The 24,382-nt window shown below is 67.7% G+C and carries 25 protein-coding genes and 1 pseudogene; 9 read left to right on the forward strand and 17 right to left on the reverse strand.

Annotation, left to right across the window (positions count from 1 at the left end; translation table 11 throughout):
* Positions 1 to 61 precede the first annotated feature (61 nt).
* Positions 62 to 1,267, reverse strand: a complete 1,206-nt coding sequence (locus J0J10_RS19815) for an MFS transporter (RefSeq protein WP_291648501.1) — start codon at positions 1,265 to 1,267, stop codon at positions 62 to 64.
* A 105-nt stretch (positions 1,268 to 1,372) separates the two neighbouring features.
* On the opposite strand from J0J10_RS19815, the gene J0J10_RS19820 reads away from it, so the two are divergent.
* The gene (locus J0J10_RS19820; RefSeq protein ID WP_291648503.1) at positions 1,373 to 2,194 is read left to right on the forward strand and encodes an AraC family transcriptional regulator; all 822 of its coding nucleotides are present in this window, start codon (positions 1,373 to 1,375) and stop codon (positions 2,192 to 2,194) included.
* Between the two features lie 23 nt (positions 2,195 to 2,217).
* Here the strand turns inward: J0J10_RS19820 and J0J10_RS19825 are convergent, their stop codons facing one another.
* From J0J10_RS19825 to J0J10_RS19845, 5 genes are all read right to left on the reverse strand, one after another.
* Positions 2,218 to 3,012, reverse strand: a complete 795-nt coding sequence (locus J0J10_RS19825; protein ID WP_291648505.1) for a 2-keto-4-pentenoate hydratase — start codon at positions 3,010 to 3,012, stop codon at positions 2,218 to 2,220.
* 126 nt (positions 3,013 to 3,138) lie between these two features.
* Positions 3,139 to 4,053, reverse strand: a complete 915-nt coding sequence (locus J0J10_RS19830; RefSeq protein ID WP_291648507.1) for a TorF family putative porin — start codon at positions 4,051 to 4,053, stop codon at positions 3,139 to 3,141.
* Between the two features lie 224 nt (positions 4,054 to 4,277).
* Entirely contained in the window at positions 4,278 to 5,690 is a 1,413-nt protein-coding gene (locus J0J10_RS19835) for a L,D-transpeptidase family protein (RefSeq protein ID WP_291648509.1), read from the reverse strand.
* 171 nt (positions 5,691 to 5,861) lie between these two features.
* Entirely contained in the window at positions 5,862 to 6,815 is a 954-nt protein-coding gene (locus tag J0J10_RS19840) for an acetyl-CoA carboxylase carboxyltransferase subunit alpha (RefSeq protein WP_291648511.1), read from the reverse strand.
* A gap of 110 nt (positions 6,816 to 6,925) precedes the next feature.
* Complete coding sequence (locus tag J0J10_RS19845; protein WP_291639018.1) at positions 6,926 to 7,696, reverse strand: class I SAM-dependent methyltransferase; 771 nt, start codon at positions 7,694 to 7,696, stop codon at positions 6,926 to 6,928.
* A gap of 132 nt (positions 7,697 to 7,828) precedes the next feature.
* Here J0J10_RS19845 and gloB point away from each other — a divergent pair, with 132 nt between their 5' ends.
* The 3 genes from gloB to J0J10_RS19860 all read left to right on the forward strand — a co-directional run bounded on the left by gloB (position 7,829) and on the right by J0J10_RS19860 (position 9,902).
* The gene (gloB, locus tag J0J10_RS19850) at positions 7,829 to 8,593 is read left to right on the forward strand and encodes a hydroxyacylglutathione hydrolase (protein WP_291648513.1); all 765 of its coding nucleotides are present in this window, start codon (positions 7,829 to 7,831) and stop codon (positions 8,591 to 8,593) included.
* Between the two features lie 98 nt (positions 8,594 to 8,691).
* Complete coding sequence (locus tag J0J10_RS19855; protein ID WP_291648515.1) at positions 8,692 to 9,138, forward strand: cupin domain-containing protein; 447 nt, start codon at positions 8,692 to 8,694, stop codon at positions 9,136 to 9,138.
* Between the two features lie 2 nt (positions 9,139 to 9,140).
* Positions 9,141 to 9,902 carry a GNAT family N-acetyltransferase gene (locus tag J0J10_RS19860; protein WP_291648517.1) on the forward strand — a complete coding sequence of 254 codons (762 nt, stop codon included), beginning with the start codon at positions 9,141 to 9,143 and terminating at the stop codon, positions 9,900 to 9,902.
* On the opposite strand, the gene J0J10_RS27040 is transcribed toward J0J10_RS19860, so the two are convergent.
* From J0J10_RS27040 to J0J10_RS19880, 5 genes and pseudogenes are all read right to left on the reverse strand, one after another.
* Positions 9,875 to 10,276: an EamA family transporter gene (locus J0J10_RS27040; protein ID WP_366825856.1), complete on the reverse strand. Its 402-nt coding sequence runs from the start codon at positions 10,274 to 10,276 to the stop codon at positions 9,875 to 9,877. The two genes, J0J10_RS19860 and J0J10_RS27040, sit on opposite strands and share 28 nt — an antisense overlap.
* A gap of 12 nt (positions 10,277 to 10,288) precedes the next feature.
* The gene (locus J0J10_RS27045; RefSeq protein ID WP_366825858.1) at positions 10,289 to 10,768 is read right to left on the reverse strand and encodes an EamA family transporter; all 480 of its coding nucleotides are present in this window, start codon (positions 10,766 to 10,768) and stop codon (positions 10,289 to 10,291) included.
* Between the two features lie 118 nt (positions 10,769 to 10,886).
* Positions 10,887 to 11,609, reverse strand: coding sequence for an acetoacetyl-CoA reductase (gene phbB / locus J0J10_RS19870; RefSeq protein WP_291639003.1), 723 nt, complete (start codon positions 11,607 to 11,609; stop codon positions 10,887 to 10,889).
* A gap of 264 nt (positions 11,610 to 11,873) precedes the next feature.
* Positions 11,874 to 11,975 (reverse strand): annotated as a pseudogene (locus J0J10_RS27050) (DUF1737 domain-containing protein); the annotation flags it as partial.
* Positions 11,976 to 11,985: 10 nt separating this feature from the next.
* Positions 11,986 to 13,164, reverse strand: coding sequence for an acetyl-CoA C-acetyltransferase (locus J0J10_RS19880; protein ID WP_291648521.1), 1,179 nt, complete (start codon positions 13,162 to 13,164; stop codon positions 11,986 to 11,988).
* A gap of 258 nt (positions 13,165 to 13,422) precedes the next feature.
* On the opposite strand from J0J10_RS19880, the gene phaR reads away from it, so the two are divergent.
* Positions 13,423 to 14,013 carry a polyhydroxyalkanoate synthesis repressor PhaR gene (gene phaR / locus J0J10_RS19885; RefSeq protein ID WP_291648523.1) on the forward strand — a complete coding sequence of 197 codons (591 nt, stop codon included), beginning with the start codon at positions 13,423 to 13,425 and terminating at the stop codon, positions 14,011 to 14,013.
* A gap of 73 nt (positions 14,014 to 14,086) precedes the next feature.
* Here the strand turns inward: phaR and J0J10_RS19890 are convergent, their stop codons facing one another.
* Complete coding sequence (locus tag J0J10_RS19890; protein WP_291648524.1) at positions 14,087 to 15,781, reverse strand: GGDEF and EAL domain-containing protein; 1,695 nt, start codon at positions 15,779 to 15,781, stop codon at positions 14,087 to 14,089.
* Between the two features lie 160 nt (positions 15,782 to 15,941).
* On the opposite strand from J0J10_RS19890, the gene J0J10_RS19895 reads away from it, so the two are divergent.
* Positions 15,942 to 16,172: a hypothetical protein gene (locus J0J10_RS19895; protein ID WP_291648526.1), complete on the forward strand. Its 231-nt coding sequence runs from the start codon at positions 15,942 to 15,944 to the stop codon at positions 16,170 to 16,172.
* Between the two features lie 103 nt (positions 16,173 to 16,275).
* Here the strand turns inward: J0J10_RS19895 and rpmF are convergent, their stop codons facing one another.
* Both rpmF and mtgA read right to left on the reverse strand, forming a co-directional pair.
* Positions 16,276 to 16,461: a 50S ribosomal protein L32 gene (gene rpmF / locus J0J10_RS19900; RefSeq protein WP_291638998.1), complete on the reverse strand. Its 186-nt coding sequence runs from the start codon at positions 16,459 to 16,461 to the stop codon at positions 16,276 to 16,278.
* An 89-nt stretch (positions 16,462 to 16,550) separates the two neighbouring features.
* The gene (mtgA, locus tag J0J10_RS19905; RefSeq protein WP_366825862.1) at positions 16,551 to 17,324 is read right to left on the reverse strand and encodes a monofunctional biosynthetic peptidoglycan transglycosylase; all 774 of its coding nucleotides are present in this window, start codon (positions 17,322 to 17,324) and stop codon (positions 16,551 to 16,553) included.
* Positions 17,325 to 17,408: 84 nt separating this feature from the next.
* On the opposite strand from mtgA, the gene J0J10_RS19910 reads away from it, so the two are divergent.
* On the forward strand, positions 17,409 to 18,359 hold the full coding sequence (locus J0J10_RS19910) for a polyprenyl synthetase family protein (RefSeq protein WP_291648528.1): 951 nt from the start codon (positions 17,409 to 17,411) through the stop codon (positions 18,357 to 18,359).
* Between the two features lie 48 nt (positions 18,360 to 18,407).
* Here J0J10_RS19910 and J0J10_RS19915 read toward each other — a convergent pair whose 3' ends face one another.
* The 3 genes from J0J10_RS19915 to J0J10_RS19925 all read right to left on the reverse strand — a co-directional run bounded on the left by J0J10_RS19915 (position 18,408) and on the right by J0J10_RS19925 (position 22,396).
* A complete protein-coding gene (locus tag J0J10_RS19915; protein ID WP_291648530.1) occupies positions 18,408 to 20,393 on the reverse strand; it encodes a potassium transporter Kup in 1,986 nt (661 codons plus the stop codon).
* Between the two features lie 107 nt (positions 20,394 to 20,500).
* Positions 20,501 to 21,787: a flavodoxin-dependent (E)-4-hydroxy-3-methylbut-2-enyl-diphosphate synthase gene (gene ispG / locus J0J10_RS19920; protein ID WP_291648532.1), complete on the reverse strand. Its 1,287-nt coding sequence runs from the start codon at positions 21,785 to 21,787 to the stop codon at positions 20,501 to 20,503.
* Between the two features lie 69 nt (positions 21,788 to 21,856).
* A complete protein-coding gene (locus J0J10_RS19925) occupies positions 21,857 to 22,396 on the reverse strand; it encodes a Fur family transcriptional regulator (protein WP_291648534.1) in 540 nt (179 codons plus the stop codon).
* A 118-nt stretch (positions 22,397 to 22,514) separates the two neighbouring features.
* Between J0J10_RS19925 and J0J10_RS19930 the strand changes: the two genes are divergently transcribed.
* Both J0J10_RS19930 and J0J10_RS19935 read left to right on the forward strand, forming a co-directional pair.
* Positions 22,515 to 23,300: a 3-hydroxybutyrate dehydrogenase gene (locus J0J10_RS19930; protein WP_291648557.1), complete on the forward strand. Its 786-nt coding sequence runs from the start codon at positions 22,515 to 22,517 to the stop codon at positions 23,298 to 23,300.
* Positions 23,297 to 24,364, forward strand: coding sequence for a patatin-like phospholipase family protein (locus J0J10_RS19935; protein WP_291648559.1), 1,068 nt, complete (start codon positions 23,297 to 23,299; stop codon positions 24,362 to 24,364). The genes J0J10_RS19930 and J0J10_RS19935 overlap by 4 nt, the downstream gene beginning before the upstream one ends.
* The last annotated feature ends 18 nt before the right edge of the window (positions 24,365 to 24,382 follow it).

Consider the following 24,382-nt stretch of genomic DNA (forward strand, 5'->3'; position numbering starts at 1 on the left):
TTTTCTTGCGAGCAGCATCGGCTCCGCTTTTGGCTTAGGCGAAGCCCGATCAGGCCGCCATTCAGGCTCTCTGGCGCGGCGGCAAGCGCGGCAGCAGGATGGTCAGCAAGCCCAGCAGCGGCAGATAGGAGCAGATGCGATAGACGAAGCCGATGCCATGGACATCGGCCAGGCCGCCGAGCAGCGCGGCGCCGAGACCCCCCGCTCCAAAGGCGAATCCGAAGAACATGCCGGCGATCAGGCCGACACGGCCCGGAACCAGCTCCTGCGCAAAGACCACGATGGCCGAGAAGGCGGAGGCGAAGACCAGCCCGATCGCGACGCTCAGCACGCCGGTCCAGAACAGATTGGCATAGGGCAGCAGCAGCGCGAACGGGATGACGCCCAGGATCGAGAACCAGATCACGAAGCGCGCCCCGAATCGATCGCCGATCGGCCCGCCGACGAAGGTCCCGACCGCCGCGGCACCGAGGAACAGGAACAGCATCAGCTGCGCGTCCCGGAAGCCGAGCTGGAACTGCTCGATGACGTAGAAGGTGAAATAGCTCGATATGCTCGCCATGTAGACGTTCTTCGTCGCGGTCAGCAGCACGAGCACGAACAGCGCGAAGGCGACGCGCCGCCCCGGCAGCGGCAAGGCACGGCTGACTGGCGGGCGTCCCGCCTGCGCCCGGCGATGGGCCGCATACCAGCGCCCGACCCGGGTGAGGATCAGCACGCCCGCCATCGCGATCACCGAGAGCCAGGCGACGCTGCCCTGGCCGAAGGGCAGCACGATGAAAGCCGCCAGCAGCGGGCCCAGCGCCGAGCCGAGATTGCCGCCGACCTGGAACAGGGACTGCGCCAGGCCGTGACGCCCGCCCGAGGCGAGCCGCGCCACCCGGGACGCCTCCGGGTGGAAGACCGCCGAGCCGAAGCCGATCAGGCAGGCTGCGACGATCAGCACCGCGAAATTATGCGCGTTCCCGAGCAGGATCAGCCCGCCGAAGGTCGAGGCCATACCGGCGGGCGCCGAATAGGGCATCGGCCAGCGATCCGTCACCATGCCGACGACCGGCTGCAGCAGCGAGGCCGTGACCTGGAAGGCCATGGTCAGCAGGCCGATCTGGACGAAGTCCAGGCCGTAATTCGCCTTGAACAGCGGATAGAGCGAGGCCAGCAGCGACTGCATGACGTCGTTGAGCAGATGGCAGAAGCTGACGGCGAGCAGGATCGAGGTCGTCGCCTTCTCGAAACGCGGGCGGGCTTCCGGGGCAACTGCGACCATCGACTTGATCTCCTCGCGCGGATAGATCGCGCGGGGCTCTTCTACAGAGCTTGCCGATGACCTTCATTCGTGTTTCGGTCAAAAACTTTCGCGTTTGGGCCAAATATGAAAACGTTGCCACGCCAGAGACTGGAGGCACTCGACGAGCAGCACCGCCGCAATCTCGGCTGGATCGCCCGCTCGGATTCCGACATCCTCGTCCACAGCTCGGACAACCCTGCGGGCTACAGGATCCCGCTCCACTGCCATCGCCACGACCAGTTGCTCTGTGCCTTCGCGGGCGTGGTGCTCGTCGAGACCGAGCGGGGCTGCTGGATGATCCCGCCCGGCCACGCGCTCCTCATTCCCGCCCAATTGCAGCACGCTGTCGAGATGCTGAGCGCTGTCGACATGAAATCGGTCTATCTCCTGCCCGGGCTCGGAGACCTCGCGGGCCGCATGCTGCAGGTGCTAGGGGTCACCGATCTTGCCCGCGCACTGATCGGCGAGGCGATCCGGCTGCGCGATGCGGCACCGGGCACGCGCAAGGCCGTACTGGTGCTGGAGTTGCTGGCGCAGGAGATCGCGACCCTCGAAGCACGGCCGCTCGGCCTGCCCTTCCCGGCGGACAGGCGTCTCGCCGCCCTCTGCCGGACCTATATGGCCGCGCCCGCGGCCGATGAGCGGCTGGGCGACTGGGCCGGGAAGCTCGCCATGAGCCGGCGTACCTTCACGCGCTTCTTCCAGAAGGAGACCGGCCTCAGCTTCGTCGCCTGGCGCCAGCAGGCGAGCCTGTTCGCCTGCCTGCCGAAACTAGCCGAAGGCGCGTCCGTCACCGACATCGCCATGCTGGCCGGCTACGACAATGTCGCGGCCTTTACGACGATGTTCCGGCGCAGGCTCGGAACCGCGCCGCGCAACTATATGCGCGCCGCGACGGCGCGATAGTTGCTGCCCCCTGCATTTGCCGCTCAACCCGCCGCAAAGCGGGCCTCGGCCGCACCCAGCACCTCGATCTCAACCCTGGCGACGGCGCCCGGTGGCAGCCATTGCGTCTTCACCAGGCTGCCAAGCAGCACGGTCTCGCCGGCCCGCAACGGCGCGCCGCGCGCCTGCGCATGCTCCGCCAGCCAGGCCAGCGCCGCATAGGGATGGCCCAGCACGTCAGCACCCACGCCGGCGCCGACCTCGACGCCGTCGATCAGCGTCCTGCCATGCAGCCCGGCGAGATCCGGCAGGGCATCCGGCGCAAGCCCGGCCCCGAGCACGCAGCCGGCCGCGAAAAAGTCGTCGGCGATCAGCATCGGCGTGCCGATGCTCTGCCAGTCGACATAGCGGTCGTCGACGATCTCGATTGCCGCCATCACTTCACCGACAGCGCCGCGCACGCTGTCGACGCTCGCGCCCTCCCCGGGAAGATCATGCGCCAGCCTGACCGCGATCTCGCATTCGACGCCGACACGGACGAAGTCGCCATGGCGCAGCACGGCGCCGCTCGCATGGCTCGTACCGGCGAAGAGCCCGGCGGCACAGGGGTGGTCGATACCGAGATAATCCTGCATCACCGGCGTGGTGCAGCCGATCTTCCAGCCGCTGCGCCGGCCGAAGCGCGAGACGGCCAGTCGGCGGTGCACGGCGCCCTGTACGGCATAGGCCCGGGCGACGTCGGCCGGCGCCTCGCCCGCTTGCGCCGGCAAGGGCGTGCGCGCGAGCCGGGCGGCGGCGATCGTCTCGGCAAGGGCATCGATGGCTTTGATCTCAGGCAAGGCGGGCTCCCGGCATTCTCCGGCCAAGCCTGCCATGGCAGCGCCTGATCTGGCCAGCGCAGAGCTACAAAAGCAGAAAGCCCGCTGGCGCGGGCTTTCGAGATCGCTTCCGAAATTCAGGCGGCGTCACTTCGGCGCAAAGATGCCGACGCTGCTCGCGGTAATGTCGAAGGAAAGCGTGCCGACCACGGTCGGGTTGCACCATTTCGAGCGACCGGAACCGGAGACGATGCCGCGCGGATCGGCCGTCAGCGCGAAGCACTCGGTCTTCGACAGGCTGGTGTCATGATAGCGCACATCTGCCGTTAGGTTCTTCCAGGTGTAGGAGAGGCCGGCGTTCCAATAGGTGTAATCGGGCAGATCGACCGGCGCCGCGAAATAGATGCTCGCATTGGGCGTGCCGAGCCAGTAGCGCCCGACCTCGCCCGAGACCGAGAGCCCTTCGAGGAAGGGCAGGTTGTACTTGGCCGTGAGCGAGCCATAGGTGCCGGTCGCGCCGGTGCCGAGCCAGTCCCAGGCGTAGAAGAGGTTGGCGCCGACGATCAGCTTGTCCTCGAAATTATAGGACAGCTTGCCATAGACCTCGGTGAAATCGGTGTTCTTCGGCGTCCAGTAACCGCCGGCCAGGTCGATATACTGCTTCTCGTTGGGGTAATAATACTGCCAGACGCCGACATCGACGGTGAAGGGACCGAATTTCGGCCGGATGCCGGCATAGAAATCGATCTCGGCCGGCGGGCTGGTGGCGAGATCGACATTCGAGGCGTAGACGCCGGCATAGACCAGGTTGTCGTAGAACTGCAGCTCGGCGCCACCCTGGATCGCCGGCTTGCGATCAGTCTGCGAGATGCCGCGGAAATTATAGTCGGTCATGCCCTTGATGCTGACCGCAATGTCGAACCAGGTGATGCTCGGCGCCACCGGGGCCGGCGGCGGCGCCTTTCGGTTCGGCAGGTCGGAAGCCTGCGCCATGCCGGCGGCCGTCAGCGAGAGCGACAGCGCCGTGGCGGCCGTCGCGAGCCTGGAGATACCAAAGACCATCGAAAGCTCCGTCGAAGAGTTTCTGCCCGAAACAGCTCGCGCATTGGCCCGATTAGGCTTTTCTCCCTCTGGAATCGGCAAGACGAGGATTTCGGCAGGCCGCTCAGCAAACGAGCAAAGACGCCCTTGCGGGCCCCAGGACTGCACAGCAAAACGCCCGCCGCGATCGAACGCAGCGGGCGTGATATTTTTGTATCAGCCGGGCCGGCGGGCGGCCTCGGGGATCAGCGCGTCGCGGGCTTGCTCGCATAGGCGGCGTCGGCCTGGTCCAGCTGCGAGGTGCGCAACGCCGTCGAGCGGCGCGGCGGCAGCGGCGCGACCATGCGCTGTGGCGTTTCCGGCACGACCGAGGCCACCGGCGCCGCCTCCGCCGGCTTCTCCGAAGAGCCTCCGAGCAGCGGCACGAAGCTGAGCGCGCGCTGGTAGAAGGAAGGCTGCTCGGCGCTGGCGGTCTGGATCGGCTCGGCTGTCGCCGCGCCGGGCGAGATCTTGGCGAGCTGCGTCGCCGCGTCGGCCGGCTTGGCAGCGGCGGCAGGCTTCGCCGGGACGGCCGCGACAGCGACCTCAGCAGGCTTGGCTTCCGACGCGGGCTGCTCGGCCGCACCGCGCACGGCCGCGAGGACGGCATCGTTCTCGGCGGATTCGGCCCGCACCGTCGCCTTGGTCCGGCCCTTGTCATCGAGCACGACGACACGTGGCCCGATCAGGGAGTCGACGCGGCTGATGCCGACATTGCGCGACCCCCAGGCGACCGACCGGTTCAGCGCATCGGCGCCGGACTGCGCCAGCTGGCGCTTGAAGGAGGAATGCTGGTCGCCATCGTCATAGATCAGCTTGATCGCCGGCGTGCCCTTGGAGACCAGTGCAGCGACCTGGATGTCATCCTGCTGGCGCTTTTGCGCGATCGCCTGCGCGACGGAGGAATCGCCGCCCTTGTTGAAGACGTAGCGGCCGCCGGACACCCCGACTGCCGGCTCGTCCTTGGCGATCTCGAAATAGTCCGAGCCTTCCTTGAGGTTCTTCCAGAACCCCATATTCGGGTCGAGCCGGTGCTTGGCGAGGTTCTCCGGCGTCATCCGGAACGGGAAGGCCTGCATCTGGACGGCACGCTGGCCGCCATTATGGGCCTCGCGGACCAGGGCATAGAGCTCGCCGATCTGATCGTCGGTCATCGAATAGCAACCGGCCGAGGAGCAGGCGCCATGCACCATCAGATGCGCGCCGGTGCGGCCATGCGAGCGGTCATAGGCGTTGGGATAGCCCATGTTGAACGAGACATAGAACGACGAGTTCGGGTTCATCTGCGCCGGGGTGATGGCGTAGAAACCCTCCGGCGCCATCCGGTCGCCTTCGCGGACCTTGGGGCCGAGCTGGCCGGACCAGCGGCACATCGGGAAGGTCTTGAGCAGCGCATACTTGCCGTCAGCGCGCTTCTTCCAGATCTCGAGCTCCGACTCCTTCTTGTAGGAGCGAATCACGATCGGCTGGCTCTTGCTCATGCCCTTCTCGGACATCAGCGAATAGGTCGCGGACGGGATCGGGATGTTGTGGCGAGCCGAACCGCGATAGCGGTCCTCTTCGCAGGCGGCCAGGGTGAGGGCGATCAGGGCCGTCAGCGCGAGATGTTTCACTGCCACGTCGTCATTCCCATCGCTCGGCCGTCTGACCCGACCATGCATCGGGCATCGCGGCCAAATTATGCCGCTAGCCCGGATTTAGAACCGTTAGGCTTGACCGTTCCTTACCACAGGCTTCCTCGGAATGGCCATATCTGGAACACCCAAGAATCAGGGCGCTCGCCCGCCCCCTCAGAGGGACCGGCCGATCGCCAGATATTTGTCCGCCCGCCGCTCGACGATCTCGTCGGCGCTCAGTCCGGCGAGATCCGCGAGCGCCGCGGCGATCGCGGCCCCGGCCCGCTCGATCGCCAGCTGCGGCTCGCGATGGGCGCCGCCGGTCGGCTCCGGGACGATCTTGTCGATCACGCCGAATTTCAGCAGGTCCTGTGCGGTGATCTTCATGCCGGTCGCGGCATCCTGCGCCCGGGCGGTGTCACGCCACAGGATCGAGGCGGCGCCTTCCGGCGAGATCACCGAATAGATAGCGTGCTCCATCATCAGCACGCGGCTCGCCGCCGCGATCGCGATGGCGCCGCCCGAGCCGCCCTCGCCGATCACCAGCGCGACGCTCGGCGTGCGCAGGGCAAGGCAGGTCTCGGTCGAGCGGGCGATCGCCTCGGCCTGGCCGCGCTCCTCGGCCTCGATGCCCGGATAGGCTCCGGCCGTGTCGATGAAGCTCAGAACCGGCAGGCCGAAACGGTCGGCGAGCTCCATCAGGCGCACCGCCTTGCGATAGCCCTCGGGCTTCGGCATGCCGAAATTATGCCGGATGCGGGTCTCCGTCGAGTTGCCCTTCTCCTGGCCGATGACGCAGACCGGCTCGCCACGGAAGCGGCCGAAGCCGCCGACGATGGCCTCGTCCTCGCCGAAGGCGCGGTCTCCGGCCAGCGGTGTGAACTCATCGATCAGCCCGGCGCAATAATCGAGGAAATGCGGCCGCTGCGGGTGCCGTGCCACCAGCGTCTTCTGCCAGGGCGTCAGCGCGCCATAGAGGTCCTTGAGCGACTGACCGGCCTTGGCCTCGAGCTTCCCGATCTCCTCGGTCAGCGAATAGCCGTCGCCCTTGGCGTCGAGCGCCCGCAGCTCATCGGCCTTGGCCTCCAGTTCGGCAACCGGCTTCTCGAAATCCAGATAGCTTCGCATCGACATCCAGTTCTGGTCCCACATCCTGAAGGGAGACACATCCGCGCGACGGCGACGGTCGGGGAACCCACGAAAAAGCGGCGGACCTTGGCCGCGCCCCGCCGCGATTGTCAACCCGGCGGCGGTGACGCACCATGATCCCGGTTCAGCCGGCGCGACGGCGTCGGCTGCGGCAACAACACCGGCCGGAAGGCGAAACTACGGCGTGTCGCCCGCAAGGGCGCCTGGCGATAGAATTGCTTGGTGGCGTCGACGACATGCACCCCGGCGAAGGGCAGCGACAACCCGGCACCGAATTTTTCCCAGGCACCGGCCGAACGCAGGAACAGGCGCCGGCGCAGCGGAGGCACATAGAGCGCTTCGCTCCAGCTCTCCGGCGAGAACATCGCCCGGCGCATCAGATTCTCGAGTTGGGTGCGGCTGAACGGCCGGCCATGCCCGAAGGGAGTCGTGTCCATCCGGGCCCAGAGCCCACGGCGATTCGGCGCGATCACGATCAGTCTGCCGCCGGGATTGAGCACGCGCGAGGCCTCCTCCAGCAGGTCCTCGGGGCTCTCCGTCTCTTCGAGCGCATGCACGATCAGCACGCGATCGACCGAGGCGGTGGGCAGCGGCAGCAAGGTCGGCTCGACCAGCGCGGAGGACGACAGCCCCTGGGAGGGCCAGTTCAGCACGCCCTGCGCCGCCGGCATGAAGGCGATGACGCGCTCGGCCTCGCCGCCGATCAAGGGCAGATAGGGCGTCGCGAAGCCGAGGCCGAGCAATCGCTGGCGCTGGCAATGCGGCCAGAGCCGCAGCACCACCCGTCCGACCGCCTGGCGCGCCACATGCCCGAGCGGACTGGCATAGAAGGCACGCAGGTCGACGACATCGAGAGCCATCCGACGGAGATGGCGCAGGCGGCGCACGAGTGCAAGGGCGCTCCTTGAAGAGGAGATTGGGCTTGGCCTGCCAAAGCCGCTATGAAGCGGCTCGACACGGCCGGCGTTAGGCCGCTGCTTCCGGAGCCTGTCATGCCTCTCGACATCCATGTCTTCCGCACGCTCAGCGACAATGCCGGCGCCCTGCTCCACGATCCGGCGAGCGGAGCCTGCGCCGCCATCGACGTGCCCAATGCCGGCGAGGTCCTCGCCGCGGCCGGAGCCAAGGGCTGGGCGATCTCGCAGATTCTGGTCACCCATGAGCACGCCGACCATATCCAGGGCATCGCCGCGCTGAAGCAGGCGACCGGCGCCCGCGTCTACGCTCCCGCGGCCGCCCGCGGCGGCGCACCTGTCGATGTCGTCATCGGCGAAGGCGACCATGTCGCGCTCGGCGGCGATGATTTCGAGGTCTGGGCGACGCCCGGCCATGCCGAAGGCCATGTCAGCCTGATCAGCCGCGCCTCCGCTCTCGCCCTCGTCGGCGACGTCGTCTTCGTCATGGGCTGCGGCCGCGTCATGCCCGGCCGGATGGAGGCGATGTGGACCTCGCTGTCGCGCCTGATGGCGCTGCCGGACGCCACCAGGCTGATCACCGGCCATGACTACACCTTGTCGAACGCGCGCTTCGCCGCGGCGATGGACCCGGGCAATCCCGCAGTCGCAGCCCGCCTCGCCGAGGCCGAGGCCGCCAAGGCTGCCGGCCGCTTCTGGGCGCTGACGACGATCGCCGAGGAAAAGGCGACGAATCCGTTCTTCCGCGCCGGTGAGACCGCGCTCGCCGCCACGCTCGGCCTCGTCGGCAAGCCGGCCGGCGAGATCTTTGCCGCGCTGCGCGAAGCCAAGAACAAGTTCTGAGCACCGGCCCTTTTTGGCCCTCATCCTTCGAGACGCGATCTGCGATCGCTCCTCAGGATGAGGGCTGAAGGACCCAGACATCACACAGGACCGCAACCATGAGTCCACGGCTGGACGGCCTCGATGCGGCCGGCATCATCGCGCTGCTCAAGCTGCAGCCGCATCCCGAGGGCGGGTATTACCGCGAGACCTTCCGCGACCCGCAGGGGCCGGAAGGCCGCGGCTTCTCGACCGCGATCTATTACCTGCTCGATGCCGGCGAGAGCTCGCACTGGCACCGTGTCGACGCGGCCGAGATCTGGCATCACTATGCCGGCGCGCCTCTGGCGCTCAGCCTGTCGCAGGACGGCGCCAGCGCCGCGACCCAGCATCTCGGCAAGGATCTCGCCGCCGGCCAGCGCCCGCAGATCGTCGTGCCCGCCGGCTGCTGGCAGAGCGCCGTCTCCCTCGGCGGCTGGACACTGGTCGGCTGCACGGTCGCGCCGGGCTTCGCCTTCTCGGCCTTCGAGATGGCGAAGCCCGGCTGGCAGCCCGGGGATCACTGAGCATGGACAAACCCGTCACCGACCTCGCACTGGTCCGCGCCTGCGAAAGCCGAATCGTCAATGCCTGGCCCGCGCCCACGACCTTGGTCATCGACGACTGGGTGGTGCGCTTCGCCAATGGCTATTCCGGCCGCGCCAATTCCGCTTCGGCCCTGCAGGCCGACGCCGAAATGGACGATGAAACTCTGGCGTTCATCGAAAAGCTCTATGCCGAGGCCGGGTTGCCGCCGCGCATCCGCTTCACGCCGCTCGTCGCCGAGAGCGCCCGCCAGCGCTTCGCCGCGCGCGGCTACCGGATCGAGACAGCCTCCTTCGGCATGGTCGCCGAGCTCGATCCTGCCCGGCATCCGGAAGATCCGGAGATGCTCGTCGAGCCGCGCGCGGCGGAAGCCTGGGTCACCGGCGTCTGCAGCCACCAGACCGGCAACAAGCGCAATCGCGCGCATCTGTCAGCCATCGTCTCGGGCGTGCGCCTGCCAGCCGCCTTCGCGACCCTGCTGCATGAGGGCCACCCCGCCGCCTATGCGATGAGTATCGCCGAGCGCGGTATGGCCGAGATCGGCGCGGTGATCGTCGACGAGAGCCTGCGCGGAAAAGGTCTCGGCAGGAAGCTGATGCTCGGCCTGATGGGCTGGGCCGCGGCGCAGGGCTGCAGCCTCGCCTATCTCCAGGTCGACCAGAGCAACGGCCTCGCCTTCGAGATGTATCGCCGGCTCGGCTTTCGCACGGTCTACGCCTACGAGACGCGCGTGCGGGACCGCTGAAGCGGCCTTCCGGCACCCGGACCGAAGCTCGCGACCAGCGCTCCGACCGCGATCAGCACGCAGGCCAAAGCGAGCAGCCAGCTCGCCGCGGCATAGCCGGCGAGCACCAGGACGATGGTCGAGAGCACCGGAGCGGCATAGGAGGCGACGCCGAGCAGGGAGACGTCGCCCTGCTTCATGCCGATGTCCCAGCAGACGAAGGCGAGTCCGGTCGCGCCAAGGCCGAGCCCCAGCACGCCGCCCCACTCGACGAGGCTCGGCGTCCACAAGCTCTGCTCGAAGGCGAGATGGCAGGCCAGGGCCGCGACGGCGCAGCCGAGCATGGTGACGCCGAGGCTCTCGGAGGGAACGCCGGCGAAGCGGCGCGAGACCACCGAATAGCTCGCCTAGACGAAGGCGCCCAGCGCCGCCAGCACATGGCCGAGCTGAATACCGTCACCGCCGGCGCCGAGGCTGCCCGAGATCAGCATCGCCGTCGCCGAAAGGCCGATCAGGGCCCCGGCGAGATGGCCCAGCTTCAGCCCGCCGCCCGGCAAAAGCGCCGCGAACAGCACGATCAGCAGCGGCCAGAGATAATGGATCAGATTGGCCTCGGCCGGCGGCGCCGTCTTGACCGCGGCATAGTAGAGCGCGCTGTCGCCGAAGGGGCCGTAGAGCCCGAGCAGGAAGGAGGCCGGCGTCGGCCGCGCCAGATGCAGCCGGCCCCGCGCCGCCGCGATCGCGAGGATGAACAGGCCGCCGATCACGAAGGTCATGGCGACGAGCTGGAACGCCGGAACCCGGCCGCTCATCGCTGTGAACAGCGCCAGAGTCGACCAGAGCAGGATGGCGACGAGGCCGGTCGCGGTGGCGGTGCGGGAGGTCATCGGTGGCGCTCGGCAGGGGCGCGGCAGCGGTTAGCGGAGCGGCCCCCTCCTGGCTATGCCCGCCTCGTCACCGAAGCAGAGACGGCGCGCCGCCATGCAGGCGGCGCGCCTGAAGACATCAGGCCATGTACTGGCCGCCATTGACGGCGAAGGTCGCTCCGGTGGTGAAGGCGCCGGTATCCGAGGCGAGGAAGACCACGGTCTGGGCGATCTCCTCGGGCTTGCCGAGCCGGCCGACCGGGATGCCGGCGACGACGCGCTTCAGCGCCTCCTCCGGCATCGCCGCGACCATGTCGGTGCCGATATAGCCCGGCGTGATCGCGTTGACGGTGATGCCCTTGTTGGCGTTCTCCTGCGCCAGCGCCTTGACGAAACCGATATCGCCGGCCTTCGCCGCCGAATAGTTGACCTGGCCCATCTGGCCCTTCTGGCCGTTGATCGATGAGATCACGATGATCCGGCCGAAGCCGCGTCCGCGCATGCCCTCGATCACCGGCCGGGTCATGTTGAACAGCGAGTCGAGATTGGTGCGGATGACGTCCGACCACTGCTCCTTGGTCATCTTGTGGAAGAAGCCGTCGCGGGTGATGCCGGCATTGTTGACGAGGATGTCGACCGGCCCGACCTCGGCCTCGACCTTGGCGATGCCGGCGGCGCAGGCGTCATAGTCGCCGACATCCCATTTATAGACGGGAACCCCGGTCTCGGCCTTGAACTTGGCGGCGGCCTCGTCATTGCCGGCATAGCTCGCGGCGACCTTGTAGCCGGCCTCCTGCAGCGCCTTGCAGATCGCCGCGCCGATGCCGCGCGTGCCCCCAGTCACCAAAGCAACTCTAGACATCCTCTGCTCCTCCCTTCGGGCCGGCCCCTCGGCCGCTTATTGTTGCGAGAGATCGAGACCGGGCTCATAGGCCCGGTCCACATCCTTGATGATCGCCTGGCCGCAGATCACGCGCCCCGCCTTCTCGTCATAGGTCAGGGTCGGGGGTCCGGAGCATGACGCCGAAAAGTGCGAAGCGGTTTTCGGGGCGACGTCATATTCCAGACGACAAGTTTGAGAAACCGATTCAGATGTCAGGCCATGATGGCCTGACATCATCGGGCTCTCGAGCACCCAGCCACGGCTCAGCGCCTCCGAGACCCGGTGACAGAACGATGCGTCATCGGGTCCGGTCAGGTAGCGGTAGAGCGTGGTCTGCTTGGGCATGGCCGGCGGCTCAGCGCTCCACTGCCAGGGCGACGCCCATGCCGCCGCCGATGCACAGCGTGGCGAGGCCCTTCTTGGCGTCGCGCTTGGCCATCTCGTGCAGCAGCGTCACCAGGACGCGCGCGCCCGAGGCGCCGATCGGATGACCGATCGCGATCGCGCCGCCATTGACGTTGACGATGTCCGGGTTCCAGCCGAGGTCCTTGTTGACCGCCAGCGCCTGGGCCGCGAAGGCCTCGTTGGCCTCGACGAGATCGAGATCGCCGATCTTCCAGCCGGCCTTCTCCAAAGCCTTGCGCGTCGCCGGGATCGGCCCGGTGCCCATGATCGCCGGATCGACGCCGGCCGTCGCCCAGGAGGCGATGCGGGCGAGCGGGGTCAGGCCGCGCTTCGCCGCTTCCTTGGCGGTCATCACCACCAGCGCGGCTGCGCCGTCATTGATGCCCGAGGCGTTGCCGGCAGTGACGGTGCCATCCTTGGAGAAGGCGGGCTTGAGCTTCGCCATCGCCTCGATCGTCGCGCCATGGCGCGGATACTCGTCGGCATCGACGACGATGTCGCCCTTGCGGGTCGAGACGGTGAAGGGGACGATCTCGTCCTTGAAGCGGCCAGCCTTCTGGGCCGCCTCGGCCTTGTTCTGCGAACCGACGGCGAAGCGGTCCTGCTCCTCGCGGCTGAGCTGCCACTTGGTCGCGACGTTCTCCGCGGTGGTGCCCATATGGTAGCCATGGAAGGCGTCCCAGAGCCCGTCCTTGATCATCGTGTCGATGAACTTGGTGTCGCCCATCTTGGTGCCATTGCGCAGATGCGCGGCATGCTGCGACATCGACATCGATTCCTGGCCGCCGGCGACGATGATGTCGGCATCGCCATTGGCGATCTGCTGGAGGCCGATGGCGACGGCGCGCAGGCCCGAGCCGCAGAGCTGGTTCAGCCCCCAGGCGGTCGCCTCCTGCGGGATACCGGCGATCATCGCGGCCTGGCGGGCCGGGTTCTGGCCCTGACCGGCGGTCAGGATCTGGCCCATGATCACCTCGTCGACCGCACCGGCCTCGACCTTGGCGCGCTTCAGCGCCTCCTTGATCGCCGCCGCGCCGAGATCGTGAGCCGGCGTATTGGCGAAGGCACCGTTGAAGGCGCCGACGGCGGTGCGCGCAGCGCCCACGATCACGATGTCATTGTCAGCCATGGGCTTGTCCTCCGGTTCTCTCATGCCTTCCGCGCCCGGCGGTCCGGCAAACTCTCCCCCGCACCTTCGAAGGGCGCGGCGACGCCGTCAAGACAGCCATCGGGCGAAGCCTATCATCGAGGCAGCGGCAGGCATCGCCGCCCTGGCGCTCAAAAAACTTGCAGCCGGTGGCCGACAGGCTATCGTCACGCTAGGGAACCGTTTCCGGCGCCGCTCCGATCCCGGGGCGGTCGGTCGGTGCAGGGCGCGTGGATATCTATGGCCAGCGACAAAGAAGCGACCGTCATCAAGAAATACGCCAATCGTCGGCTGTACCATACGGGCACAAGTTCCTATGTCACGCTGGAAGATCTCGCCGGCCTGGTGCGCAATGGCGAGGATTTCGTCGTCTACGATGCCAAGAGCGGCGAGGACATCACCCGCTCGGTGCTGGCCCAGATCATCTTCGAGGAAGAGAGCAAGGACGGGCAGAACCTTTTGCCGATCGCTTTCCTGCGCCAGCTGATCCGCTTCTATGGCGACAGCATGCAGGCACTGGTGCCACGCTATCTCGAATTCTCGATGGAGAATCTGACCAAGGAACAGAACCAGTTCCGCGAGCAGATGAGCAAGGCCTTCGGCGGCGGGACCTTCGGCACCGGCGCTCTCGACGCGATCCAGGCCCAGACCCGGGCGAACATGACCATGTTCACCGATGCCTTCCGGCTGTTCAATCCCTTCGCCGCGGCCGGCGCCAAGGCCCAGGCGGAAGCCCCTCCGGCCGCGCCCGAAAATGCGGAACTCGGCGATCTCAAGCGCGAGCTCAACGAGATGCGCGAGATGCTGGACAAGCTCGCCAAGAGCAAGTGAAGCCGGGCGAGCGAGCACGGCTCTAAGGCATCGACCTGGGGGCCGGCTTCGCCCTGCCGCCCATGCCGAGGCCTCAGATCGCCTCGGAGAGCGGCGCGACCAGGGCCGGACTGGATTGCCAGAGTTCGGCTTTGCCGACCAGATGACCTTGCAGATAGGTCACGCCCCAGTCGCGCAGCATCGCGGCCTGGAGATCGTCGTCGACCCATTCCGCCACCGTCTCGACCTCAAGATGGCGCGCGAGATCGAGCAGCGTGCGCACGAAGAAGCGATCATCGGTCGAGCGCCGCAGATTCTGGGTGAAAGCGCCATCGAGCTTCAGGATGTCGATCGGAAAGGCGCGCAGATGCCGCAGCGAGGTATGGCCGGCACCGAAATCGTCGATCGCGACGCGCGCGCCCTGTTCCTTGATCCGCGTCAGCAGCTTCACCATCCGCGCGGAATCGGCGATCGTCGCCGTCTCCGTGACCTCGACGATCAGCCGCGACGCCTCGGAGCTGCGGCCTCGGGTGCAGGCGAGGAAGGCATCGAGCCATTCCGGGTCGGCGAGCGAGCGCGGCGAGACATTGACCGAAAGCCTCAGCCGCGGCTGCTCGGCCAGCAGGGCCATCACGAGCTCGAGCACGCGATGATCGAACAATCGGATCAGCCCGCGCCGCTCGAGCAGCGGGATCAGCTCGGCCGTGGCGAGGAAGCCCTGTCCCTGCGCCCGCTCCACCCTGAGCAGCGCCTCGCTGAAGACATGGCTGCGCGTGACCGCGCTGACCACCGGCTGCAGGGCCAGCCGGACACGGCGTTCGTTGAGCGCCGTCACCGCCTCGAGATCATGGGCGGCCGCGACGCCGACACTCTTGCGCACGACATTGCGCCGCGCGATCACCGCCTCGTCGACGGCGCCGGCCTTGGCGCCGGCGAGCGCGCTCTCGGCCGCGGCGACGAGGGCGCCGCCCTCACGCGCGAAATCCGGCGCGATCGCCGCCCCGAGGCGCAGCCGCGCCAGAGCGATGCCGTGCGAGGTCTCGATCGCCGAACTCGCCACCGCCTTGATGAAGCGCTGCGCCGCGACTTCGACCTGCGCCGCCGGGCAGCCTGCGAGCAGGATGGCGAAGCGATTGCCGGAATAGCGCATCAGCTGGTCGCGCCGGCGCATCACTGAACGCAGCCGCTCCTGCACCTCCTGAATGATCTCGTCGGTCGCCTCATGGCCGAAATCGTCATTGAGTCGGGCGAGCTCGTCGATTGCACCGATAAGGACCACGAGGCCGCGCTCCGCCGGCAAATGCTCGGCCAGCGCCGCCTCGACATGCTCGACCAGAGCGGAGCGGTCGCAGAGATCGTGGTGATCGACATCGAGTTCCTGCGGCCGCACCGCCCGCTCGAGGCGCAGTACGCCGCGTGCGCGCGCCGGACGGCCATCCATGCCGGCGAACCAGCGCCCGGCATCCTCGATCCACATCTTGCGGCCGGCGAGGTCGACCGCATAGCGCGTGCGATAGGTCACCCCCTCGCCCGAATCCTGTGCGCCCGCCGAATGGATCGCATCATAGCGGCTGCGCCCGCTTCCCGGCTCGACCAGACCGGCAAAGGCGAGGCCACGCACCAGCACCGTCGGCGCGACCGGGCCGAGGACCTCTGCGACATTCGGGCCCCAGTCCAGCGCATCGGTGGCGATGTCCCAGGTGTAGACCACCTCGCCGATCGAAGAGAGCAAGCTGCGCGGATCGACGATCTTCTCGTCGCGAGAGCCGAAGATGGAAGGCACGGGCATCGGACGACGGCCTCGGCGACGGGGGGGCCGTCGGACCCGGATTCGAGAGAGCGGAATCTGTCCCGAAACGATGCATCTCTCTGGCTTAACGGACGGTTAAGCCCGGCCTCGTGCTTGCAGCCTCCAGCCCCGGACAGTCCTGGCGTTTCGGAGCGGCACAATGAGCAAAGAGGTCTGGAACGGCTCTTCCGAGCGGCGCAGTTCCGAACGGCGGCGTCCGCATGCGCCGCTCGTGCCGGCCGCTTTCCTGGTGCAGCTCGCCGCCAGCCATGCCGGGATCGGCCCGTTCGCCAGGCGCAGCCTGGAGACACCCGCCGCCGCGGCCGGTCTCTATCGCAAGGCGGCGGGCGCCACGTCCCGCACCACCCGCATCGCGCCGCGCCTGGCCTGAGCGGCCCGCAATCAGGCCCGCGCGCACCCGCAAAACGAAAAAGCCGGCCTGATGGCCGGCGTTCTCAAATCGCTCGGGACAAGCGGGTCGCGCCCGCTCGTCCTCAGGCCTCGGTCTTGGCCTTCAGGACCTGGCGGCCGCGATACATGCCCGACTTCAGGTCGACATGGTGCGGACGGCGCAGCTCGCCGGAGTTCTTGTCTTCGATATAGGCAGGCTGCTTCAGCGCGTCGGCCGAGCGGCGCATGCCGCGCTTCGACGGCGAAGTCTTTCTCTTCGGAACGGCCATGGTACTCTCCATCATGCCGCCGCCGGAGGCGCTGGGCTTTCGCCCGCACGACCTGTGCGACGACGTCACATTCGTAAGGTGGCAGGCCTTTACACGCTTGCGCGCGCTCTGGCTAGAGCTCCCCGCCGAAAATCTGGCAAGGCCGCTGCGCTCCGGCGCGGCAGCGCACAGTCGCCGAGCGGCCCGAGCTGCTGCATGCGCCGCTGCACGCGCCCTGCCGCGGCCTGCAGGGCGCGGTTCGGCCGGCCGGGATTGCGCAGGATCGGATTGGGCAACGCCCCGGCGAGCCGCGCCGCCTCGGCCGGCGTCAGCTTCGCGGCCGGCTTGCCGAAATAGCGCTGCGCCGCCGCTTCCGCGCCGAAGACGCCCTCGCCCCATTCGGCGATGTTGAGATAGACCTCGATGATCCGCTGCTTCGGCCAGGCGAGGTCGATCGACAGGGCGACGGGCAGCTCCAGCGCCTTGCGCAGATAGGAGCGCCCAGGCCAGAGGAAGAGGTTCTTCGCGGTCTGCATGGTCAGCGTCGAAGCGCCGCGGCTCGGCCCGTCCTCGTCCTGGAGCACGGCATTGAGCTCGCCCCAGTCGACACCTGCATGGCTGCAGAAGCGCTGATCCTCGGAGGCGATCACGGCACGGACCAGATGCGGCGAGATCTCTTCCAGCGGTACCCAGTCGCGATTCACCTCGCGAAAACTCAGCCAGCGCCCGAGCATCAGGGTCGATGGCGCCGGAACGAAGCGGTAGAGCACGAGCGCCACGCCGAAGCTGATCGCCAGAGCCAGCATGGTCATCGTCAGGATGCGGATGATTCGCGTCACGAGGCCGTTGCGCTTCGGTCCCGGATTGCCTGCCATTCCTGTCATGCCCCACGCTTGACGATGAAGCCCGCCTCCTGCAAGCCCCAAAACGCTGGGCACCGGCCCGGCAAGCGAACGCGAGAGGGCCTGATGAGTTCTGCAAAGACCGCCTCCGAGGAGGCTCTTGCCGCCGGCCTGGCCGAAACCGCCGATGCCATCGAGGCGCTGCTCGCCAGCCTGCTGCGCGATGAGCCGGAGGCCGGCGAGATCCATCGGCCGGCGCGCCTGCTGGCGGCGATGCGTCATGGCGCGCTCGGCGGCGGCAAGCGCCTGCGCCCCTTCCTGGTCGCCGAGACCGCCCGCATCTTCGGTGTCGATCGCGCGCAGGCCCTGCGTGCCGGCGCGGCCGTCGAGCTCGCCCATTGCTATTCGCTGGTCCATGACGACCTGCCGGCCATGGATGATGACGACATCCGCCGCGGCCGGCCGACCGTGCACAAGGCCTATGACGAGGCGACGGCGATCCTCGCCGGCGACAGCCTGCTGACGCTCGCCTTCGACGTCCTCTCTGACCCCGCCACGCATCGCCACGGCGAGACGCGCGCTGCATTGGTGCTGATGCTATCGCGCGCGCTCGGTGCCGGCGGCATGGTCGGTGGCCAGATGCTCGATCTGGCGGCCGAAGGGCGCTTTCCCGCGGAAGGCGCACCTGCGCGCCTCGGCGAGGCCGCGATCCTGCGCCTGCAGGCGATGAAGACCGGCGCGCTGCTGGCGGCGAGCGTCGCGCTCGGCGCCCGTCTCGGACAGGCCGATGCCGGAAGCATGACAGCGCTGACGGTTTACGGCCGGGCGCTCGGAGCGGCCTTCCAGGTCGCCGACGACATTCTCGATATCGAGGCCAGCCCCGAGCAGATGGGCAAGGCGACCGCCAAGGACGATGCCAGGGGCAAGGCGACGCTGGTCGCCGCGCTCGGCCTCGAAGCGGCCAAGCGCGAACGCGATCGCTTCAGCGAGGCGGCCGTGGCGGCGCTGACCGAGTTCGGGCCGGAGGCGGCGATGCTGCGCGCGGCGGCGCGCTTCGCCGCCAACCGCAAGAGCTGAGCCCGCCCTGCCCGGGCGGGCGCTACGCCGCGACGAGGCTCGCCCCGCTCAGACCGTGACCTGCGTACCGACCTCGACCACGCGTCCCGTCGGGATCTGGAAGAAGTTGGTGGCGTCGGTCGCGCTCTTGGTCAGGCCGATGAAGAGATTGTCCTGCCAGACCGGCATGCCCGAATTCGGCGAGGCCTTGATCGAGCGCCGCGACAGGAAGAACGAGGTCGACATGATGTCGAACTTGAAGCCCTGCTTACGCAGGATGGCGAGCCCCTTGGGAATGTTCGGGCTCTCCATATAGCCGTAGACCATCTCGACCCGCCAGAAATCCTCGGTGATCCGCGACAGCCTGACCCGCTCGCTCTCGGCGACGCGCGGAGTATCGGCCGAGCGCACGGTCAGGATCACGTTGCGCTCGTGCAGCACCTTGTTGTGCTTGAGATTGTGCAGCAGCGAGGCCGGCGCTGTCTCGGGATCGCTGGTCAGGAACACCGCCATGCCCTTGACCCGATAAGGCGGGCTCTTGGTCAGCATGCCGACCAGTTCGAGCAGGGGCACGTCGGTCTTGCGCGTCTTGTCGAACAGGATCCGCGTGCCGCGCACCCAGGTCCACATCAGCACGGTCAGCGCGATCGCGAACAGCACCGGGACATAGCCGCCGCTGAACAGCTTCAGCAGATTGGCGGAGAAGAAGGCGATGTCGATCAGCAGGAACGGCACCAGCACCAGCGAGGTCGCCAGCAGGCTCCAGCGCCAGCCCCGCCAGATCACGATGAAGGCGAGCAGCGAATCCACCGCCATCGCGCCGAACACCGAGATGCCATAGGCGTGCGACAGATTGGAGGAGGTCCTGAAGGTCCAGATCAGCAGCAACACCGTCAGCAGCAGCAGCGTGTTCATCCGCGGGATGAAGATCTGGCCGGAGGTATGTTCCGAGGTGTGCCGGATCTCGAGGCGCGGCAGCAGCCCGAGCTGGATCGCCTGCCGGGTCAGCGAGAAGGCGCCGGTGATCACCGCCTGGCTGGCGATGATGGTGGCGATCGTCGCCATGATCACCAGCGGCAGGGTGAAGCCCTGCGGCGCCAGACGGAAGAATGGATTCTCGATCGCCGAGGAATCCGACAGGATCAGTGCGCCCTGGCCGAGATAGTTCAGCCACAGCGCCGGGAAGACCAGATAGAGCCAGGCGCCGCGGATCGGCCCGCGCCCGAAATGGCCCATATCGGCATAGAGCGCCTCCGCCCCGGTCACCGCCAGGCAGACCGTGCCGAGCACGGCGAGCGACAGGCCGGGATGGTCGACGAAGAAGCGCAGGCCATGATAGGGATTGATCGAGGCCAAGACCCCGAGATCGTCGGAGATATGGTAGATTCCGAGCCCGCCCAGGGTCAGGAACCAGAGCGTCATCACCGGGCCGAAGAAATTCGCGACCTTGGCCGTACCGCGGCTCTGCACCAGGAAGAGCGCGATCATGATCACTGAGGCGATGCTCACGACATAGTCGTCGAGCACCGGCGTCACCAGCTTGATGCCCTCGATCGCCGAGAGCACCGAGATCGCCGGAGTGATCACCGCATCGCCATAGAACAGCGCCGCCCCGGCCATGCCGAGGAACAGCACCACGCCGCCGCGGGACCGGCCGAGCGCACGCTGCGCCAGCGCGACCAGGGTCAGCGTGCCGCCCTCGCCGTTGTTGTCGGCCCGCAGCAGCAGCACGACATATTTCAGCGTCACGACGCTGACCAGCGACCACAGGATCAGCGAGAGCACGCCGAGGATGACCTCGCGCGGCAGCGAGCCGGCGAGCGTGACGTCGACCGCACCGCCATGGCCGCCCGAGGCAGCGCCGGTCGCGGCCAGGATCGTCTCGCGCAGCGCATAGAGCGGGCTGGTGCCGATATCCCCGAAAACCACGCCGAGTGCGCCGAGCGCCAGCGCCGCATAGCTATGCGAGGAATGCCCGCCATTTACCGGCTCTTCGAGCCCGAAACGGTCCCCGTCCGGCTTGGCAGGGGCCGGATTCTGCTGGTCATGACCCATCAGGGATGCTCCGCGGATGCTGCGATGCAGCGAAAGGCCGGGGCCTCTAGCACAGCCCGTATCGCACGCATAGGCGCAAGCCCAGCAAAGCCACAGTCGGCTCGCAGCTATTCCGCCGCCTTGCGCAACTCATAGGCCTGCCCGTAGCGCCGGCCGATATACTCGTCGACCATGGACTTGAACTCGGTCGCGATGTTGGCGCCGCGCAGGGTCGTGACCTTCTTGCCATCGACGAAGACCGGTGCGGTCGGCGCCTCGCCGGTGCCGGGCAGCGAGATGCCGATATCGGCATGCTTGGATTCGCCGGGGCCGTTGACGATGCAGCCCATCACCGCGACGTTCAGCCCCTCGACGCCGGGATAGCGCAGCTTCCACTCGGGCATCGAAGCGGCGATCCAGTCCTGGATGTCCCGCGCCAGTTCCTGGAAAACCGTCGAGGTCGTGCGCCCGCAGCCCGGACAGGCGGCGACCTGCGGCACGAAGGCCCTGAAGCCCATGGTCTGCAGCAGCTCCTGCGAGGCCTTGACCTCGAGCGTGCGGTCTCCGCCCGGCTCCGGCGTCAGCGAGAAGCGGATCGTGTCGCCGATCCCGTCCTGCAGCAGCACGCCGAGCGCCGCCGAGGAAGCGACCAGGCCCTTCGAGCCCATGCCCGCCTCGGTCAGGCCGAGATGGATGGCGTAGTCGCCGCGCGCGGCCAGCATCCGGTAGACCGCGATCAGGTCCTGCACACCCGAGACCTTGGCCGAGAGGATGATCCGGTCGCGCCCGAGCCCGATCTCCTCGGCGCGCTCGGCCGAGAACAGCGCCGAGCGCACCATCGCCTCGCGCATCACGGCGCGCGCATCGATCGGCCGCGGCGACCTCGCATTGATGTCCATCAGCCCGGTCAGTAGCTCCTGGTCGAGCGAGCCCCAATTGGCGCCGATGCGCACGCTCTTGCCGTGCCGAATCGCAAGTTCGACGATCTGGCCGAACTGCCGGTCCTTCTTGTCCTTGAAGCCGACATTGCCGGGGTTGATCCGGTATTTCGCCAGCGCCTGCGCGCAGGCCGGATGATCGGCCAGCAGCTTGTGCCCGATATAGTGGAAATCGCCGATCAGCGGCACGTCGATGCCGAGAATGTCGAGCCGCTCGCGGATATGCGGCACCGCCGCCGCCGCCTCGTCGCGGTCGACCGTGATCCGCACCAGCTCGGAGCCGGCCCGCGCCAGCGCCGCGACCTGGCCGACCGTCGCCGGGATGTCGGCGGTGTCGGTATTGGTCATCGATTGCACGACGATCGGCGCGCCACCGCCGACCTTGACGTGCCCGACCATGACCGGGACCGTGCCCGCCCGTGGCGCGGGCGCAGCATGCGGACCTTCGGGCAGGCAGATCTGGAGCGGCTCGGTCATGAAGAAGGTCCGGATTTCAGGGCCGGGAACGGTTCACTGCGGCTGAACTGCGCCCTTGAAGGAAAATCGTCAAGCAGCGTCGGCATGACGACAATGCTCACAGCGTCCGACGATCTCCACGACCTGATAGGAAGGCTTGAACTGCCGAGCCTGCGCCATGCCACGGATCGCGCCGCGCATGGCGGGCGAGGCATCCTCGTCGACCCCGCCGCAGACCTCACAGATCAGGAAGGCGACCGCCTCGTCGGCGCCATGGCCGTGCGGGCAGGCGATGAAGGCGTTGCGCGAGCTCAGACGGTGCACGAAGCCCTGCTCGACCAGGAAGTCGAGGGCGCGATAGATCGAGATCGGCGCCAGCCGGCGCCCGCCCGGCGGCGAAATCCGGTCGGCGAGATCATAGGCGCCGACTGGGCGGTGGTCGGCATAGAGCGCCTCGAGCGTCTTGCGCCGGATCGGCGTCAACCGCAGGCCGCGCTCCCTGCACACCGCCTCGGCCCGGGCCAACCCCGCCTCGGCCTGGCCGGCATGGTCGTGCGCGTGCCGGCAGCCCCCCTCGGCATGGACGTGCTCATGGCTGTGATCGTGCGCATCTGGCTGCATTTTCGTCATGTTGCGTTGCAATATCACATAAGGCACCGTCCGGCGACCAAGTCTCGCCGACTGGCGCGGCCGCCCTCGCCGCCTGTAAGCTAAGCAATTCCCCGCCCCTTGTCAGGAGCCGCCCGCAATGTTCCTCAAAGACCGCACCGCGCTCGTCACCGGCTCCACCTCCGGCATCGGCCTCGCCTATGCCCGCGCACTCGCCGCGGAGGGCGCCAATGTCGTGATCAATGGCTTCGGCGATGCAGCCGCGATCGAGAAGGAACGGGCCGGTATCGAGACCGAGTTCAAGGTCAAGGCGCGCTACTCCGCAGCCAATATGATGAAGCCCGACGAAATCGCGGCGATGGTCGCCGAGGCCGAGAAGGAGTTCGGCGCCATCGATATCCTCGTCAACAATGCCGGCATCCAGCATGTCGCCCCGGTCGACGAGTTCCCGCTCGAGAAATGGGACCAGATCATCGCGATCAACCTGTCCTCGGCCTTCCACGCCACCCGCGCCGCCTTGCCGAAGATGAAGGAGAAGGGCTGGGGCCGGATCATCAACACAGCCTCGGCCCACGCCTTCGTCGCCTCACCCTTCAAATCGGCCTATGTCGCCGCCAAGCACGGCATCGCCGGCTTCACCAAGACGGTGGCGCTCGAGGTCGCGACCAGGGGCATCACCGTCAACGCCATCGCCCCCGGCTATGTCTGGACGCCCCTCGTCGAGAAGCAGATTCCCGACACGATGAAGGCGCGCAATCTCACCAAGGAGCAGGTCATCAACGATGTGCTCCTGACCGCCCAGCCGACCAAGCAGTTCGTCACCGTCGAGCAGGTCGCGGCGCTCGCCGTCTTCCTCTGCACCGACGCGGCGAAGTCGATCACCGGCACGACCCTGCCGATGGACGGCGGCTGGACCGCCGCGTGACCGGCCGCCGCCAGCGCCGCGTCCCCCAGGTCAAGGGCCTCGCCGGGCCGAAGGCGGAGAAGTCGGTCAACCTCGCCCTGCAGGGTGGCGGCGCCCATGGCGCCTTCACCTGGGGCGTGCTCGACGCGATCCTCGCCGATGGAAGGATCGCCCTCGAGGCGATGACCGGCGCCAGCGCCGGGGCGATGAACGCCGTCGTGCTCGCCGAGGGCTGGCTCGATGGCGGCGCCGACGGCGCCCGCACGGCGCTGGAGAATTTCTGGCGCCGGATCAGCGTCGACGGCAAATATGGCGGCTCCGAGCGCTCGCTGCTCGACACCATGCTCGGCGCCTGGAGCAATGGCCATCCGCCCGGCCTGATCTGGTTCGAGATGTTCTCGAAGATGGCGAGCCCCTATGACGTCAACCCGCTCAACATCAACCCGCTGCGCGGCGTCATTGCGGACCTGATCGACTTCGACAAGGTGCGCGGCTGCGCCGACGTCAACCTGTTCATCGCCGCGACCAATGTCCGCACCGGCAAGATCAGGGTCTTCACCCGCCAGGAACTCACCGCCGACCATCTGATGGCCTCGGCCTGCCTGCCGATGCTGTTCCAGGCCGTCGAGATCGACGGACAGGCCTATTGGGACGGCGGCTATATGGGCAATCCGGCGCTCTATCCCCTGTTCTACGAGGCGCAGGGTGACGACATCCTGCTGGTCCAGATCAACCCGCTCGAGCGCAAGGAGCTGCCGACCAATGCCCGCGCCATCCAGGACCGGCTGAACGAGATCACCTTCAACGCCTCGCTCCTGCGCGAACTGCGCGCCATCGCCTTCGTCAACCGCCTGATCGATGCCGGCAAGCTTTCGACGGCCGATTACAAGCGCGTTCTGATGCACCGGATCGATGGCGGCGCGCCTCTAGCCCAGCTCACCAGCTCCTCGCGCCTCAGGGCCGAATGGGATTTCCTGCTGCGCCTGCGCGATATGGGGCGCAATGCCGCCAAGCGCTGGCTCAAGCGCAATTACGACGCGATCGGCAAGCAGGGCACGGTCGATCTCAAGGACGCGATCGACTGAGAGCGAACGGCAGCGCCG

Source organism: Allobosea sp. (genome assembly GCF_017308075.1).
Taxonomy (GTDB): Bacteria; Pseudomonadota; Alphaproteobacteria; order Rhizobiales; family Beijerinckiaceae; genus Allobosea.